13 protein-coding genes and 3 tRNA genes are annotated in these 17,139 nt (G+C 54.9%); 11 read left to right on the forward strand and 5 right to left on the reverse strand.

Translation table 11 applies throughout. From position 1 onward, the window contains the following. Window positions 1-33 precede the first annotated feature (33 nt). The gene (glpX, locus tag ACXAF0_RS18025; RefSeq protein WP_475347215.1) at window positions 34-993 is read left to right on the forward strand and encodes a class II fructose-bisphosphatase; all 960 of its coding nucleotides are present in this window, start codon (window positions 34-36) and stop codon (window positions 991-993) included. Between the two features lie 134 nt (window positions 994-1,127). Next, on the forward strand, window positions 1,128-2,420 hold the full coding sequence (locus ACXAF0_RS18030) for an Hsp70 family protein (RefSeq protein ID WP_475347216.1): 1,293 nt from the start codon (window positions 1,128-1,130) through the stop codon (window positions 2,418-2,420). A 192-nt stretch (window positions 2,421-2,612) separates the two neighbouring features. Here the strand turns inward: ACXAF0_RS18030 and ACXAF0_RS18035 are convergent, their stop codons facing one another. Then, window positions 2,613-3,863: a fasciclin domain-containing protein gene (locus ACXAF0_RS18035; RefSeq protein WP_475347217.1), complete on the reverse strand. Its 1,251-nt coding sequence runs from the start codon at window positions 3,861-3,863 to the stop codon at window positions 2,613-2,615. A gap of 341 nt (window positions 3,864-4,204) precedes the next feature. Between ACXAF0_RS18035 and ACXAF0_RS18040 the strand changes: the two genes are divergently transcribed. The 6 genes from ACXAF0_RS18040 (at window position 4,205) to ACXAF0_RS18065 (ending at window position 8,486) form a co-directional block, all read left to right on the forward strand. Then, on the forward strand, window positions 4,205-4,741 hold the full coding sequence (locus ACXAF0_RS18040) for a peroxiredoxin (protein ID WP_475347218.1): 537 nt from the start codon (window positions 4,205-4,207) through the stop codon (window positions 4,739-4,741). A 102-nt stretch (window positions 4,742-4,843) separates the two neighbouring features. Then, a complete protein-coding gene (recJ, locus tag ACXAF0_RS18045) occupies window positions 4,844-6,604 on the forward strand; it encodes a single-stranded-DNA-specific exonuclease RecJ (protein ID WP_475347219.1) in 1,761 nt (586 codons plus the stop codon). Window positions 6,605-6,684: 80 nt separating this feature from the next. Beyond that, window positions 6,685-7,947 carry an MFS transporter gene (locus ACXAF0_RS18050; protein ID WP_475347220.1) on the forward strand — a complete coding sequence of 421 codons (1,263 nt, stop codon included), beginning with the start codon at window positions 6,685-6,687 and terminating at the stop codon, window positions 7,945-7,947. Between the two features lie 230 nt (window positions 7,948-8,177). After that, window positions 8,178-8,253, forward strand: a tRNA-Glu gene (locus ACXAF0_RS18055). Between the two features lie 37 nt (window positions 8,254-8,290). Then, a tRNA-Glu gene (locus tag ACXAF0_RS18060) sits at window positions 8,291-8,366 on the forward strand. A 44-nt stretch (window positions 8,367-8,410) separates the two neighbouring features. Beyond that, a tRNA-Glu gene (locus ACXAF0_RS18065) sits at window positions 8,411-8,486 on the forward strand. A 76-nt stretch (window positions 8,487-8,562) separates the two neighbouring features. On the opposite strand, the gene ACXAF0_RS18070 is transcribed toward ACXAF0_RS18065, so the two are convergent. From ACXAF0_RS18070 to ACXAF0_RS18080, 3 genes are all read right to left on the reverse strand, one after another. After that, window positions 8,563-9,930: a sensor histidine kinase gene (locus tag ACXAF0_RS18070; RefSeq protein ID WP_475347221.1), complete on the reverse strand. Its 1,368-nt coding sequence runs from the start codon at window positions 9,928-9,930 to the stop codon at window positions 8,563-8,565. A gap of 139 nt (window positions 9,931-10,069) precedes the next feature. After that, a complete protein-coding gene (locus ACXAF0_RS18075; protein ID WP_475347222.1) occupies window positions 10,070-11,437 on the reverse strand; it encodes a DNA polymerase IV in 1,368 nt (455 codons plus the stop codon). 118 nt (window positions 11,438-11,555) lie between these two features. Further along, window positions 11,556-12,854, reverse strand: a complete 1,299-nt coding sequence (locus tag ACXAF0_RS18080; protein WP_475347223.1) for an EAL domain-containing protein — start codon at window positions 12,852-12,854, stop codon at window positions 11,556-11,558. Window positions 12,855-13,171: 317 nt separating this feature from the next. Here ACXAF0_RS18080 and ACXAF0_RS18085 point away from each other — a divergent pair, with 317 nt between their 5' ends. The 3 genes from ACXAF0_RS18085 to ACXAF0_RS18095 all read left to right on the forward strand — a co-directional run bounded on the left by ACXAF0_RS18085 (window position 13,172) and on the right by ACXAF0_RS18095 (window position 16,349). Next, window positions 13,172-14,575 carry an SPOR domain-containing protein gene (locus ACXAF0_RS18085; RefSeq protein ID WP_475347224.1) on the forward strand — a complete coding sequence of 468 codons (1,404 nt, stop codon included), beginning with the start codon at window positions 13,172-13,174 and terminating at the stop codon, window positions 14,573-14,575. 121 nt (window positions 14,576-14,696) lie between these two features. Further along, the gene (locus ACXAF0_RS18090) at window positions 14,697-15,422 is read left to right on the forward strand and encodes an SAM hydrolase/SAM-dependent halogenase family protein (RefSeq protein WP_475347225.1); all 726 of its coding nucleotides are present in this window, start codon (window positions 14,697-14,699) and stop codon (window positions 15,420-15,422) included. 102 nt (window positions 15,423-15,524) lie between these two features. Further along, window positions 15,525-16,349 carry an MBL fold metallo-hydrolase gene (locus ACXAF0_RS18095; protein ID WP_475347226.1) on the forward strand — a complete coding sequence of 275 codons (825 nt, stop codon included), beginning with the start codon at window positions 15,525-15,527 and terminating at the stop codon, window positions 16,347-16,349. Between the two features lie 90 nt (window positions 16,350-16,439). On the opposite strand, the gene ACXAF0_RS18100 is transcribed toward ACXAF0_RS18095, so the two are convergent. After that, window positions 16,440-17,132, reverse strand: a complete 693-nt coding sequence (locus tag ACXAF0_RS18100; RefSeq protein ID WP_475347227.1) for an OmpA/MotB family protein — start codon at window positions 17,130-17,132, stop codon at window positions 16,440-16,442. Window positions 17,133-17,139 lie beyond the last annotated feature (7 nt).

Genomic DNA, 17,139 nt, shown 5'->3' on the forward strand with positions numbered 1-17,139 from the left:
CCAGACCCCGCATCACACGACGAGGAAGACAATATGGATCGAAATCTTGCGCTTGAAACGGTTCGCGTAACCGAGGCAGCGGCACTTGCGTGCTCTGGCCTGATGGGACGCGGCGACGAAAAGGCAGCCGACCAGGCCGCCGTTGACGCGATGCGCAATGCGCTTAACAGCATGGACATCAAAGGCACGGTCGTAATCGGCGAAGGCGAACGTGACGAAGCCCCGATGCTGTTTATTGGCGAAGAAGTTGGCTCGGGCGACGGTCCGGAAATCGACATTGCGCTTGATCCGCTTGAAGGCACGACCATCTGCGCGACCGGTGGCCCGAACTCTTTGGCCGTGGTTGCCATGGCCGAAAAGGGTGGCTTCCTGAACGCGCCGGATACCTATATGGACAAGATCGCCGTTGGTGGTGGTCTTCCCGATGATGTGGTTGACCTTGATGCCAGCCCGGCCGAGAACCTTAAAAGCCTTGCCAAAGCCAAGGGCTGCGATGTGGCGGATCTGGTCGTTTGCATCCTGGATCGCCCGCGCCACCAGGACATCATTGCCAAAACCCGCGAAGCCGGTGCACGCATCATGCTGATCGGTGATGGCGATGTGGCTGGTGTGATTGCGACTTCACAGAAAACCTCGGGCATTGATCTTTACATGGGGACTGGTGGCGCACCGGAAGGTGTTCTGGCCGCAGCAGCGCTGCGTTGCATCGGTGGTCAGTTCCAGGGCCGTCTTGTTTTCCGCAACGACGATGAAATCGCACGTGCAAAAAAATGGGGCATCGAAGACCTGACCCGTAAATACAAACTGACCGAACTTGCCAAGGGCAATGTCATGTTCGCGGCAACCGGTGTGACCGATGGTGCGATGCTGCGCGGTGTGCGCCGCTTCGCCAACGGTGCGGAAACCGAAAGCATCGTCATGCGCTCCCAGTCGGGTACCGTGCGCTATGTCCGCGCCGTACACGATTTCAGCCGCAAGATCTGGTACAAATAAGTTCTGCTTATCGCAGGATTTGAAGAAGGGAGTGCACAGCGCTCCCTTTTTTCGTTTAATCGCTTGCAGGGGACTAAGGACTGGGGTACATCCTCCGCCCCCTATGACGAACACCTAACGCCGGAGCCTACCTGATGTCGGAAATTATCGCCCTTGATTTCGGAACGACGAACTCTGTCCTTGCGGTGGCAGACAGCGCAGGCAATGTGCAATCGGCGAAGTTCGAAGTCGGTGCGAACAGCTTTGATACCTATCGCACCATCCTGTATTTCTGGGAAGATCAGGACCTGACAGCGCCCGGCGCGCCGATCCATACCAAAAGCTGCTCGGGCCCGTTCGCGATTGAGGAATACCTTAAGGAAAGTCATGACTGTCGCCTCATTCAGTCGATGAAGTCCTATCTCGCGGCCAAGGATTTTGAAGGCACCGATATCTTCGGGACCAGCTATTCCATCGAAGACCTGATTGGGACGTTCTTGACACAGATCCATCATTTTGCGCAGCCCAGCTTGGGCTGGCTGGGGCATCGGGTGATCTCGGGGCGTCCGGTCGCCTTTGCCGGCAACAACCCGGACAATGACTTTGCCGAGATGCGCCTGCGCGGGGCTTATGAGCAGGCCGGCTTCGATGTCGAGGCCATGGTGTTTGAGCCGTTGGCCGCGTCCTATTACTACGGCCGCGAACTGGACAAACCCGAAACCGTTCTGGTTGCCGACTTTGGCGGCGGTACCAGTGACTTTTCGCTGATCCGCTTCACGCCGGGGCTTGGTATTCGCGGTGTGCAGCCGCTCGCCCACACCGGTCTTGGTGTTGCCGGTGATCGGTTTGATTACCGCATCATCCAGAAGGCCGTCTGGCCGCGCCTTGGTTTTGGATCGGAATACAAATCGATGGGGGCGACCCTGCCGGTTCCACGGCAATACTACACGGCGTTCTCGCGCTGGCACGAACTGGCGATGATGAACCAGCCCAAAACCATCAATGAAATCAAAAGCCTGATCAGGTCCGCCACCAAACCCGACGATATTGAGGATCTGGTGACCATCATCGAAGATGAAATGGGCTTCCACCTTTATCAGACGGTGTCCAAGGCCAAGGCAGAGCTTTCTGAAAATGACAGCACCATGCTGCAATTCTCCCACGGCGGGGTGGAGATCGAAGAAAAACTGACGCGTGCTGATTTCGAAGCAGCAATCGCCCCCGACATGGCCGAAATCGAACTGGCCGCCAAGAACTGCCTTGATCAGGCCGGTATTGACGCAAGCGACGTCTCGCGCGTCTTCATGACCGGCGGCACATCCTATGTCCCTGCGGTGCGCAAACTGTTCGAAGACCGCTTTGGCAAGGACCGCATCGAAATCGGCCAGCCGTTCCTGTCGGTCGCGTATGGTTTGGCGCTTATTGCGGCGGACGAGGGGATTGTTTAGTTGTAACTTTTCTGAAAAATATTAGTTTGGCAATGGCACCGAGCGCTGCACCAAGTAGCATCCCCATTATGATCAAGAATATTGCACCAGAAGGCGTTGTGGGATCTATAACTGCTATGGCTAGTAGTCCAACTAGAAAGCCTGCAATAGATCCAATACCTGACAACTTGAAGCACTCTTTAATTAAGGACATTATTCTGCTCCATTAACGAAGATAGCTTCCAGTTGTAAGGCTGAGGCGGTTTTGTCGACCCATTGTTGAATACTCAAACGCGTCGTCTCAAAATCGCTACCATTGCGCCAAAATTTCGGTGATTGTTCTATATCCGATTCCCACTTGTGCATCACTTGATCTGCTTGCATTAAATTAATTACATTCTTCAAGTCTAAGGCGATTATTTTTGAGCGTGTAGAGCCTGTAGGCGACCAGGCGATAAGAAACGGCCCAATACCATCAATGTCGGCACCTGCTCTTTTTGCGGAGTTAATTGCACGCCGTGCCGCGACGAAGTTATAGTTTGCGACAGCGTCTATACAAACCTTGTCGTCTTGGTAATTTCGTAGTTTATCGGCAAGTTCGTCGTCTTTGACTGGCCAAACGGTGACCATTTGCTGGTTCTTCGGTGCTAGGAGATCGGCTGAGTGAGTAAGGCTATTGATGTAGGCCGAGCAAATCATTTGGTGCCGTTCAAGCTGGTCGTCATTTGAAGCTTTGTTTGAGAAAGCAACAATTCCATACGCTTCAAATTGGGTCGGAGGGTATTGAGTTGGGCCGGCGAAAATTCTAGATGCCTTCAGTTTTTCGAAATTTGGTGGCAAGACGATTGACGAACTTGCAGCCATTGAGATGAAATTATTTCCCGTAGCATTTACAGTTAGTGTCCAGTCTTCACTAGTCGTGCTGCGGTATTCAAAATATTGCGGATTTTCCGGGAACATAGAATCGTAGTTAGTGTTTAATTCACCAATACTGATGCCCTGTTCATTCGTGATTCTCATGCTATCATCATGCCACTCTGCATATACAGTACATCCACCCAGAGCCGTCAAAGGGTAAGAATTGGAGACTTGTTGGGAGGTGAAGGCAAATGCGTTCGCAAGTTCGTCGTTGCTGAAGATTTGGCAGGAAAACAGTTCCCTCAATTGTTCTTCATTCTGAGGTGCAGTCAATTCAGCAATTGTATCGCTAGGTATATCCTCCCAAACGCTATCTTTTGGGATGAAAAATGTTGCCTCGGGGAAACTCTCCAGCTCAGAGTTTAGCCCAGATAGCTCAAGCAATTCAGACGAAATTCTTACATCGTCGAGTTCAGTTTGAACACCGTCGTAGCCGAAGTTATATGAACTAGGGTTGTTCAATGCAGTTTGAGCACTGCCAGCCCATGGCGGAGAGATGACAGCCATTAATACGAGAGTTACAATAAGCATGTTTTGGGTGTTCATGTCGTCTCTCTAAAAATAAGAATGGATATCTAACAATAGTCATCTTATATAGGGTACCATTGTAACCTAAAATTGATTTAATATGAATTAAATAATATCCTTGATTGGGTCTGGCGAATTGTCATGCGTAGTTGGGCAGTACCGTCCACTCAAGGTTGTCGCACGCTCTTGGAGAGTCTCGCTTAGCCGGATTTAAAGCTATTGGTTGTTTTGATACTATGACGCAGAATGTGGCTAGCTGCGTATATGCAACTGTGCTTCTTCTCTCATTGTGACACGCTACCACATCCTTTTACTGGTAAAGGCTATAAACAAATTAGCTTGTTATTGGAGGAATTCGGATGGATGGCGAGAGTGATGCGCATGTGGTTGAGCGGTTAACGGGGCAGATTGTTCCAGCACTACCGTTGAACGCTACTAATGACAGCACGGTTGATTTATCAAGCCTGTCGGGGTGTACAGTTGTCTATGCCTATCCACGTACGGCCGAGCCCGGTGTGCCGTCGCCGGAAGGCTGGGATGAGATTCCCGGTGCCAAGGGCTGTACGCCGCAATCCTGCTCGTTTCGCGATCATGCCGCCGAATTGCGCGGGGTTGGTGTCGAAAACCTGTTCGGGCTTTCAAGCCAGACTACTGATTACCAGAAAGAAGCGGCCGAGCGCCTTCATCTCCCATTTCCGTTGCTGTCAGACGCCGACCATCGTTTCAAGGAAGCCATGGCTATGCCGGATTTCGAAGCCGGGGGCATGAGGCTGTTCAAGCGTCTGACCATGGTCATTGATGATGGCAAGATCACCAAGGTTTTCTATCCTGTCGATGACCCCGCGAGGGATGCCGAGAACGTTTTGAAATGGTGTGGTGAGAACCGGAGCGGGTAGTATCCAGGCCGTTTGAGCGATTGGCGAAATATCCGGTTTCAGACCGCCCGAGATTGCGCTATTTCATAGGGCATGACAGAGCAGCAACAAGAAACGACCTTTATGGGCATCGAGCGATCCGTTACCGGCAAATGGTGGCGGGAACGAGCAAATGACGAGCGGCTGGCAACCACGATTGCCCAGCGTTTTGGTGTGCCGGAGATTGTCGGCCGGGTAATGGCCGCGCGCGGCATTGATCTTGATGATGCGGAAAGTTTCCTGTCCCCCACATTGCGCGATCTGATGCCCGACCCATCCACCTTGCAGGATATGGACAAGGCGGCTGCGCGCATTGCGGATGCGATTGAGGCGGGCGAGGGGATTGCGGTTTTTGGCGATTATGACGTTGATGGCGCAACCAGTACGGCGCTTTTGAAACGTTTTTTCCGTGCGCTTGGTCTTGAGGTGCCGGTTCATATCCCCGATCGCATGACTGAGGGCTATGGCCCCAATGCGCCAGCCCTTCTGGAGTTGCAGCGCAAGGGCGCCAAACTGATCCTGACGGTTGATTGCGGGGTGACGGCCTATGCGCCGCTGCAGGAAGCGCGTGATGCCGGGATTGATGTCATTGTTGTCGACCACCACGCGGCAGAGCCGGAATTGCCGCCTGCGGTCGCGGTGGTGAACCCGAACCGGCTTGATGATGAAAGCGGGCTTGGGCATCTCTGTGCGGCGGGCGTGGCGTTTCTGGTCTGTGTGGCGTTGCTGCGCGAGTTGCGCAATCGCGGCTGGCTTGAAAAGGCCGGGGTCCGCGCACCGGATTTGCGCGGCTGGCTTGATCTGGTGGCGCTTGGCACGGTCTGTGATGTGGTGCCGCTGCGTGGGTTGAACCGGGCCTTTGTTACTCAGGGCCTTAAGGTCATGAAGCATCGCAGCAATATCGGCATGACATCACTTGCCGATATTGCCGGGGTCAACGAGGTCCCTAGTGCCTATCATCTGGGGTATGTCCTGGGCCCGCGTGTGAATGCCGGTGGGCGCGTTGGCGAGAGTTTTCTGGGCACGACCCTGCTGTCGGGTGAAAACCCCGCTGAGGCGCAGGATATAGCGCGTAAACTTGATGACTATAACCGGGAGCGCAAGGCGATTGAGGATATCGTCCTTGATCAGGCGATCAGCGCGGTCGAGGGCAAGTCCAAGGTCGGCTCGATGGTGCTGATCGGCGGCGAAGACTGGCATCCCGGTGTGATCGGCATTGTCGCAAGCCGGCTTAAGGACCGCTACCACGTTCCGTCGCTTGTTATGGGGATGGTTGATGGCGTCTATAAGGGGTCTGCGCGCTCTGTCCGCGGTATTGACCTTGGCGATGCGATCATTGCCGCCCGTCAGGCCGGACTTCTGATCAATGGCGGCGGCCACCATATGGCGGCAGGCTTTACCCTTGACCCCGCGAAGCTTGAGGCATTCGAAACCTTCCTTGAAGAACGCTTTGCCAAGATCATCGCCGAAAATGACATTCGCCCAACCATTACGGTTGATGGCGCCTTGCATGCCAAGGGGGCAACGATCGAGCTGATTGATGCGCTTGAAAAGCTGGGCCCGTTTGGCGCTGGAAATGCAGAGCCGCGCTTTGTCTTTGTTGATTGCCGCGCGGTGAAGGCCGATGTGGTCGGGCAGGATCATGTGCGCTGTATCCTGACCGGGGCCAACGGGCAGGGGCGGCTTAAGGCGATTGCGTTCCGATGCCTTGATAATGATATGGGTCAGACCCTGATCAAGCATGGCGGGCGCCCATTGCATGTACTGGGGCATTTGCGCCGGGATACCTGGCAGGGGCGTGATGGCGTGCAGCTGATCATTGATGATGTCGCCTTGCCGGTCTAGCGACGCGAACCCGGGCAGGGCAGCTATGATGCGGCAAATGCTTGCCGTGATGGTGCGATCAGATTAATCCTGAAGGCACCATGACACAAAATTCGCGCCCCACACCCACCTCCGCGACGCCCAAGCATGGCCTCGGATCGTTTCTGATCGTTCTGATGCCGATCATGCTGGCCTTTTCGCTCAGTCAGTTTTTCCGTTCTGCCCAGGCCTTGTTGGCCGGGCCGCTGCGTGAACAGCTTGCCGTCACCCCCGAACAGCTTGGTTTGATATCGGGCAGTTTCCATTTTGCCTTTGCCCTGATGCAGATCCCGGTTGGGGTCTTGCTGGACCGATATGGGCCGCGCCTGACCAACGGGTTTCTGACCATGGTCACCGTTGCTGGCGTCATCATCTTTGCCAATGCGCAAAGCGTGCTGGGCTTGATGGCAGGCCAAGCGGTGATCGGGGTTGGCTGTTCGGCGGCCTTTATGTCGGCACTTGTTTTGGCCGCGCGTTGGACAGCACCGGAAAAGTTCGCTGCCGCATCCGGCCTGATCGTCTCCTTTAGCCTGATGGGGGTTCTGGCGTCTGCAACGCCGCTTGCGACCCTGGTGGAGGCTTATGGCTGGCGAATGGTCTATTACGGCCTTGCTGGCATTGCGCTGATTGCAGTCATGCTTGATTTCATTCTGGTCCGCGACAATCCGCCGGGCCATGCGGTACACGCCCAGCGCGGCGAAAGCGTCATGGATGTTTTGCGCGGCATGGTGTCGGTCTGGTCAAACCGTCAGGTTTGGTTGCTGTGCGGCGTTGCGTTTTTCAGTTACCCGACGATCCTGACCGTGCGCGGGCTTTGGGGCGGGCCATATTTGCATGATGTGTTTGATCTTGGCGCGGTCGAGGTCGGCAATATCCTGCTGGTGATGACGATTGGCATGATCATTGGTCCGCCAACCTATGGGCAGCTTTCGCGTATGATGCCTGATAAAACGCGTGGACTAATCGTCTTTGCCGTTCTGGTCGGTGCGCTTGCCTGCATGTTGCAGGCCTTTGTCGGGCCGCTGGGCACCGGTATTGCCATGGTGTTGATGCTGTTGCACGGCTTCCTTGGCAGCAGTGCGACGCTGAACTATGCCGCATCGCGCAAGGCCGTGGCAGAACATCAGATTGGCCGGGCGCTCACCACGATCAATCTGGCGACCTTTGGCGGGCTTTTTGTTCTGCAAGGCATCGCCGGGCTGATTGTCGGCCACTATGAGGCTGATCCGGATGCCGGTTACAAGGCGATGTTTGTATTCCTGGCCTGCGGGCTGGCTTTGGCGGGGAGCTGTTTCTGGTTTGGAACGCGACGTCGGGCCAGATAAAGAAACAGGCGGAACCCTTGTCGGGCAGGGGAGAAGACCACATCTGTCCATCCAAGGCCGGAAGTGCGCGGGATAAACCGTCTGGTTAAACAGTCCCGCATGGTTTTTCAGTATTTGGTCGGGAATGGCATCATTTCCGGCAGGGGATTAAAAAAAACGTCACAGGGGCGAAAAAGCCGCTTGACCTGACCCCACCCAATCGCTAAAAACCGGCCTCGTTAACGCGCTGCGTCCCCTTCGTCTAGAGGCCTAGGACACCGCCCTTTCACGGCGGCAACAGGGGTTCGAATCCCCTAGGGGACGCCACTCGTTAACATAGACTGACTTCGATTGGTGCGTATGTGTCCCCTTCGTCTAGAGGCCTAGGACACCGCCCTTTCACGGCGGCAACAGGGGTTCGAATCCCCTAGGGGACGCCACCAACCGAACGTCACGACATTCGCACATAAATGCTTGTGCCTGTGTCCCCTTCGTCTAGAGGCCTAGGACACCGCCCTTTCACGGCGGCAACAGGGGTTCGAATCCCCTAGGGGACGCCATCTTTTCCAAAAATATCAATATGTTGCGTTAAAATGCTCGTTCGATGGTTCGGCGGGCGTTTTTGATTCCAGCTGTTTATGCCGTTGGCGGAACTGACAGGGTAAAGGTCGCGATCAGCCCGCCTTCAGGATTGTGTTCTAGCCAGATGTCTTCGCCATCTTCGCGGCACAAGTCACGACACAATGACAGCCCGACGCCAGAGCCGATTTCCCCTTTGGTGCCGTCTTTGGAGTCATAGCTCGTCATGCTGGCGGCAAAGGCGGTAATCATGTCATCAGATGCACCGACCCCGCGGTCGATGACCCGTAGGCGGATTTTTTCATCTGCCTGTTGAGCAGAAATCGTGACCGAGCCGTGCGGGTTTGAAAACTTGATCGCATTGACCAGCAAATTGCGCAGGATCATTTCCACATGCGGTGCGATGCCATAGGCAACCGGCACGTCCACTTCACTGATAACCCGGACTGATTTGGTCTCCAGCAGCGGGCGGGAAACCTTGATGGTGTTATCAACCAGTTCTTTCAGGGGGATTTCACTGCGTTCCGGTTTGCCCTCATCAAACAGGGTGCGGCCCCAAATCAGAAGATCATCGAGAAAACGCAGGGTTTCCGAGGTCGACGAATGCAGTTTACGAATATTGCCAAGCGCCTGCGCCGGATTGCCCGCCACCAGATCCTGCTGCGCCATCAGAGAAAGCCCTGCAAGCCCGTGAAACGGCGTTCTGAGGTCATGGGCAAGAACAGTAAACAGGCGGTTCTTTGCACGCGCCTCGGCCAGCAGGGACAGGTTCAGCGATATGATGATCATCGCGGTAAAGCCGACAGCTGTCAGCAGCAGGAAGACGATTACATCGAGGAAAGCCAGCATGTGAATAGTCGATGCCGACATAAGTTTGGTCATCGCCTGATCATCAATAAGGGCGACGATCCCGCGCGCCAGATGGAAAAGACAGTGTACTGCAAAGGTGATCGCCATCAGGATTTCCGGTGCGGTCAGTTTCCGGCACCTTGATTGCGCCAGAACAAGGCAGCTTGCCAGTGCTGTCGCCGAGATCGTCACAGAAATGACGACGACCCGCATGGCGAAATTCGGAACAATTTCAAGATAATAGACAAAGAGCAGCGCATAGGCCGCAACTACTACGCCCGAAATCCGATAGCTTGGCTTTTTGCCGGTATAGACCTGAAGGCCGAGCAGATAGAACACATGACCCGCGGCAATCAGGGTGTTCCCGGCCACGACCGATGCCAAATCGGGGATAAAGCCCCGGAACCCCAAAAGAACAAACCCGATTGCGTTGGCAATGCCGCCGATGGCCCATAGCATGGTCGCATTGTCACGCCGCGATACCATCCACAGCGACGAGAACGTCAGGGCCTGAATAATGGCTGACAGGGTCGCGACAAATGCCAATGTACGGATATCGAGTTCTACGCCAAACATTGGGGCTCCCATTCGACGATCTTTTGGGGCGCGGTGGCAATTTTTAGCGCCGTAACTATACTTTCGGTTGTTTTATCTTTTCCGTGAAGGAATGCAACGGAATATCGCGTTCTGATGACGCTCTTGCGTTCGATAATGCCTAGAAGGGAAGCCGTCGTTGTTTCGGTTTGCCTTTGTGCTGTCGATAGCGCCGGGTCAGGCTTTCGCGCAGCTGTTCGGTCGTCGGGCGGGGCAAGTCGATGATTTGGCGGGGATTTTCGGGATTGGCTGTGGTCGTAGCAATCGCGCCATCGTCTTTGGGGGAACCGTCTCCGGCAAAAAGATCAACCGGGTCTGCCAAATCGGCGGCGTAAAGATCGGCCACCCCGACACCCAACAACCGATAGCGTGTGCCATCAACTTCCTTTTTAAGCAAGGTTAGCGCAGCGTCGAGAATCGCCTCCTCACGCAGGGTTGGGTAGGTCAGGCGCATGTTGCGGGTGCGGATTTTGAAATCCGATGATTTCAGCTTCAGGACCACGGTATGGCCGGCGATTTCCTTGCGCGCCAAGTCGCTTGCGACCCGCGACGTCAGGCGGGTGGCGATTTCGGTGAGTTCTGACAGGCTTGCGATATCTTCGTTAAAGGTGGTTTCCGAAGACAGGCTTTTGCGTTCCGTGCTTTGTTCAACCCGGCGGTTGTCTTCGCCGCGCGAAAAGTAAAAGAACCGCTTGCCGATGCTGCCATATCGGCCCTGCAGGGCATGGATATCCATTTCCTGAAGCTGGCCTATGGTTGTGATGCCATCTGCGTGCAGTTTGCGTTCCATGGCAGGACCCACGCCCCACATCATGCGCACCGGTTTGTCGGCGAGGAACTCAACGGCCTCAGCGCGGCCGATCATGGAAAAGCCGAACGGCTTGTTAAGGTCCGAGGATATCTTGGCAAGAAACTTGTTATAGGAAAGCCCGATAGAGACCGTAATGCCGACTTCGCGTTTGATTGTTGCCTGCAGGTCGATCAGGCATTCAGCTGCTGATTTGCCATGGGTCTCAAACGCGTTCGAGAGATCCATGAAGGCCTCGTCAATCGACAGTGGTTCGATATCGGGCGTTAAGGCGCGCATCATGTCGCGAATGCGATAGCCTTCACGCTGATATTTCTTCATGTCGGATTTCAAAAATACCGCATCCGGGCACAGTTCGCGTGCCTTGAAGGCCGGCATGGCAGATCGCACGCCGTATTTGCGCGCAATATAACAACAGGTCGCGACAACACCGCGATGGCCGCCGCCAATAATCACCGGCTGGTCAATCAGCTCCGGTCGGTCGCGCTTCTCGATCGAGGCATAAAACGCATCGCAATCAAGATGGCCAATGGCAAGATCGGGGAGTTCCGGGTGGGCGATCGCGCGCGTGCAGGCGCAAACCGGGCAGGGCACATATGATCCGCTGCCGCTTTTGGGAAGCGGGTGATCAAGGTGCAGTCGCCATTTGTGATGGCAGTCCGGGCACAGCGCGTACAACATGCTTATATGTACTGCTTTTGTTCCGGTTTTGCCAAGGGGTGAAATGCAGCAAAGCTGTTGCACATCCCGGTTCCTGACAAATTTGTCAGGGGCGTGTCCTCGGCGTTTACCGGGCAGTCTAACGGGTCGGCTTGTCAGGGGTTGGTTTCTTTGGTGCCGGTTTGACGGGCTTTTTCGCATCCCGCTTGGCGCGGCGCTGACGGGCGATCATGTTATCGATATAACGTCCTTGGAACAGGGTGATGCCCAGCGACTGGCCGAACTTGATCGCGGTCGGTGAATCGCAACGACACAGGATGACGCGTTCGCGGCCGGAGTTTTTCACAAGATTGTCCATCTCGGAGTATTTCTTGCGGATGACGTTATCGGTCATCTCTTCGCGCCAGGCGACCTTGATGAAGTCGGCTTTCAGGCGTTTACGATCAACAAAGGACAGGGCTTCGACAGTCAGGTTGTCGACCAGAATGCGATAGCCGCGTTCATGGAAATCGTCACGCACGCTGAGATAGGTCTCAAGGTTCGAGAACAGATCAACCTGATTAAGCTCGATGATCACGTTGCCCTTCCAGTTCCGGCGCACGGTTTCATCAAACTTGTCAAAATCCTTGGAGGTCAGGGTGCCAAGATTGAGGTTGATTGAGAACGAACTTGCATGTGTCTTGAAGGTCCGCTTGCACAGATAGTTCAGCATTCGTTTGTCGAGCGTCTCGGTCATGTGCTGGAACAGCCAGCGGTTTGACGCCAGATCGATATTTGGCATCAGCGCGTTGCGCAGATCGGCAATCGAGACAAAGAACTCGTCAAAGACCGGATGGAGTTCCTTGGACCCGCCATGGGCAAACACGCAAACCGGCTGTTGGCGGATATGTTCGGACAGATCGGCAGTATGAATGGTTTCTTCAAGTTCAGCCAGGTTTTCGGCCGTGATCGGACCAAGGGTATGATCGTCTTTTTCGCGCTGGATTGCAGTGCGCATATTGCTGCTTTTCTGCAGTTTCTTGGCGCGTTCATCCAGATGCTGACAGAGCAGCAGGAATTCCTGAAATTCGGTATTAAGGTTATACCAGGTGCAGAAACCGGTTTCTTCGCTTTCATCCTGTGACAGCGGATCATCACGGAACAGATAGCGCAGTGTATCGACTGCCGGTTCGACATCGGCGATCGATTTGTCTTTCCAGACAAAGATCAGGTCGCTGTTGGTAAGAACAAAGATACGGCCTACATAGAGTTTGACATAACTTTCAAAGGTGTTGGTCGCAACGCGGATATGATAATCGCGGCGATGGAACGGCTTCATGCGTGACAGGTGAATATGTACCGCCCGGTGCCCGTATTTGCGGGTTTCCAGTCGTTGCACATAATCCAGCAACAGGTATTCCTGAAGGGCCTGTTGGCCATATTGCTGCGGTTCAATCACGCGAAGCCCCTGAAAGAGAAGATGTTTTTACTCGTTATAGGTTGGTTGAATACACCGAAGACCGAAGTTCAAGCAAATCATAATGTTCTGAAGGTCTGGTTAATAGCGTGGGCCATGAACCTAACACTATTCTATTTATAGAAACTATACATATGGCAGGACAAGTGTCGCGTGAAATTGCTTTAACGAATTGTTGGCAAGCAGGGTGCAAAATCAAGGCTGTATGGGGGAAGTCCATGTATGGTTTTGCTGGCATATCACAGGGCAATACAGCATGGTTTCCGATAACGGGTTTTAAGGAATAGGGGATTGGCGCCATGCAGGTATCCGCAAAGCGGACCGGGAACTGGCTGAAGATCGGCAAGGGCATTGCTGTGATCGGTATGGTTTCATGGGTGTCGGCCTGTGCGCCGCTGCTGGATCAGGATTTCTGGGACGAGGCAACGTCCTTTGCCGATGACAATTACACCGCCCTTGGTCTGCAGCAACTGGCCAGCGGTGATTACGCATCTGCTGAAAAGTACTTTGACGAGGCGCTTCGCAAGAATCCCCAGGATGGCCATGCAATGTTGTGGCGGTCAGTCCTTTATCAAAACACCAACCGACCGGATCGAGCGCATGATGGCTATGAAACGCTGATTGCGATGAATCCGCCAGGGACGGTTTTGATGTCTTCGGCGACCGGAACCCAGCCGCGTCCGTTGCGCGATGCTGCAGAATTCAACCTGTCGCGTCTTGAACGCGGTCTTCCGGGATCGCTTAGCATCAATGATCAAATCATCAGCGGGCCATCGGGCCTTGGCAACGGTGCCGCAGCAGTCGCCGCCGGGCGCGCATCAAATGCGCCGACGAGCAGCCCGACCTCGGGCATGACCAGCGGTCCTGTCAAAGCCATGGATATTCCGGCGGGGGCTGCATTGTCTGCTGGCGATGAAGCGATTGCAAAACGGTTTGCCATTTTGCGTAACCTTCAGGCGACCGGCCTTGTCACGCCCGAGGAATATTCCGCCCGACGTTCGGCCAACCTTGGTGCGTTACTGCCAATGAGCCAGCCGTCACCATCGGCATTCCTGAATAATCCGCCGCCCGAAGGCGCACAGGTCGAGCAGCGTCTTAATCAGCTGAACCGGGCGCTTCAGATCGGTGCGATCACGGTGCAGGAACATGTTGCGGAACGCACATCCATTCTTGATGCATTGCTGCCGGCCCAACCGCGCCAACGTGCAACCCCGCCGCCAGCACCGCAGGGCCTTATGGATGCGGCGCGCCAGATCGCGCGCATCGAAGACCTGCAACAGATGAAGCTGGTCACGCCAGATGAATTCAAGCGCGAGCGTGATGCAATCGAAGCAGCCATTGTCGAGCCGGCGCAAGGCACAGCCATGACCCTTAATTCCGGGGAACCGGTCCGCCGTGTCGCCACGGGCGAAAGCCGCCCGGTCCAACCGGCCGAGGAAATGACAGAGGCAACACCAGTCGCAACCGGATCGAAATCCGTGCACCTTGCGTCATATCGCAACGAAGCGCAGGCAGAACGCGGCTGGCAAATCCTCAAAGGGCGTTATGGTCAGCTTGCCTCTTTGCAGCATGGTGTGACGCGCGCCAATATCCCGGGCAAGGGGACGTATTATCGTTTGATGGCCACGGGGCTTAGCAACAGTGCGGCAAGCTCGCTGTGCGCCGACCTGAAACGACGGGGCCAGTTCTGCGAGGTGAAGTAGTACATCGCGACCTTCGATCATATATTTGATGCGTAACGACAGCGCCGGTGGGATCAAAACGTTGCCACCGGCGTTGTTGTCTTCATAAGACACTTTTTTATCCGACTTCTCGGCAGGTGCCATGATCTTTGTCTTTAGCGATTTTGGTGTGAACGGCCCCTATAGCGGGACGATGCGCTCCGTCGTGATGCGCCATGCGCCGGACGTGCCGATCTGTGATCTGATGCGTGATGCGCCGGACCGAAACCCAAAGGCGGCAAGTTATCTTCTAGCGGCCTTAAGTCGGGAATTTCAAAAAGGCGATGTGGTTCTGGCTGTTGTTGATCCGGGGGTGGGAAGCTCGCGTCACGGGCTTGTTGTCGAGGCTGACGGTATTTCCTATGTCGGGCCGGATAATGGTTTGTTTGAAATCGTGATCCGGCGCGCAGAACAGGTAACGATCAGGGTGATTGACTGGATGCCGTCCGATGCGTCGGCCAGTTTTCATGGTCGCGATGTGTTTGGCCCGGTGGCCGCACGGGTGGCAAATGACCAGGCCTATGCATCGCACGATATTGCGCCGGGTGATCGGTTTAGCGCAGCACAAGACTGGCCAGATGAATTGGCCGAGGTGATCTATATCGATCCCTATGGAAACCTGATGACGGGGCTTTTGGCGCGGGCAGAGGATGAAAAAGTCGCGATCAATGAGCATGTTGTGTCAGGCGCACGCACATTTTCCGATGTGCCGACTGGTACGGGATTTCATTACCGCAATTCGATCGGGCTTTGTGAGATCGCGGTTAATTGCGGACGGGCCGATGAAGTGACGGGTGCTGTGATCGGAAGCACTGTTGACGTGAAGTGAATATGTTAGGTGCAATCAACAATGGGTTCGTGATTGTATGATGTTATCGTGTGATAGTTGCACTCGGTGATAACCGGTCAATCCTTGGACAGGATTTGGTGAATGGCGATTGAGGTTAAATTCTGGGGCGTTCGGGGCAGTATTGCCTGCCCGTCACCAGATCATGTGGTTTACGGCGGCAATACCAGTTGCATTGAAATGCGCGTCGGTGACGAGGTGCTGATTTTTGATGCCGGGACGGGGATCCGCAACCTGGGCAAGGATCTGATCCGCCGTCAGGTGACCCATGCCAACATCTTTCTGACCCATACGCATTGGGACCACATCAACGGCTTTCCGTTCTTTGTGCCTGCCTATAACCCGAAGGCGTCTTTTCGCGTCATGGCCGGACATCTGACCCATCAGGGCGGTGTGGAACGCGTGTTTTCCGCCCAGATGGCCGACCCGACCTTTCCCGTGCCGCTTTCGGCCATGCAATCGACGCTGACATTCGAGGATTTCAATGTTGGTGATGAACTCCATCCGGCCGACGGTATTGTGATCAAGACAGCCCCGTTGCGCCACCCCAACGGGGCGACGGCATTTCGGGTCGAATTCGAAGGGAATGCCGTGTGTTACGTGAGTGACACCGAACATGACCCGGAAAACCCCGATCAGACCATTCTGGATTTCATCGAGAATGCCGATCTGGTGATCTATGACAGCACCTACACCGATGAGGAATTCCCGCAAAAGGTCGGGTGGGGGCATTCAACATGGCAGGAAGGTATTCGTCTGTGCCGGGCTGCCAATGCCAAGCAACTGGCCTTGTTCCATCACGACCCGGACCATGATGACACGGCAATGACCGTCATTGAGCAAAAGGCACGCGCCACTTGGTCAGGTGCCTTTGCCGCCCGGGATGAAATGGTGCTGCATATCGAGTGATCAGAGCAACATCTGCACATCAAAAAGGGGCCTTTGGGCCCCTTTGTCATTTTCAGATGAGGTTGAACAGATCGCGCGTGCACGGCCCCATTAAAAGACCCGCGAATATTTCGGGAAGACCCGGATTTCAATCCGGCGGTTGGCTTCGCGGTTTTCAGGGAGAGGGTCTCCGAAATCATCGCGGTTGGGCAGTTTCGGTTTGGTTTCGCCATACGAAATGGCGCGCATGCGCTTGCTGTCGGGATCGACACCCAGCGCGCCGAAGAAGCGCACAACAGCAATCGCCCGACCGGCCGCCAAATCCCAGTTCGTTGGGAAACGCGATGAGTTGATCGGGCTATCATCTGTATGGCCTGCAACTTCCACCTGAAAACCAAGATAGCGTGGCTCCTTAAGCAGATCGCCGACATCCTTGAGAAACAGGACGGCATCGTTGGTCAGGTTTGCTGATCCGGGCTGGAAGAAGGCGCCGCTGCCCATTTCCATCAGGATGCCTTCATCATCGGTCGACACATTGACCGCACTGTCCATCGCCATGTTGAAAACGACGTCGCGCAGGTCGGTTTCAAGCACCTGTGTCGGGCGCACGACTTCGCGTTTGCCAATTTGTTCGGCGATGCCGGCCTGAACCTTTTCAAACATCGGAATTTCGATTTTCGAAAAGCTGACCAGCATGACGAAAAAGGCCATCAGAAGGGTGATGGCGTCGGCATATGTCGCGAGCCAGTCTTCGTTCAGCGGTTCTTCTTCGGTGCGCTGCAAGCGTCTTTTGCGGCGGGCCATGACGGTT

The organism is Thalassospira sp. ABD4_177 (genome assembly GCF_056160125.1).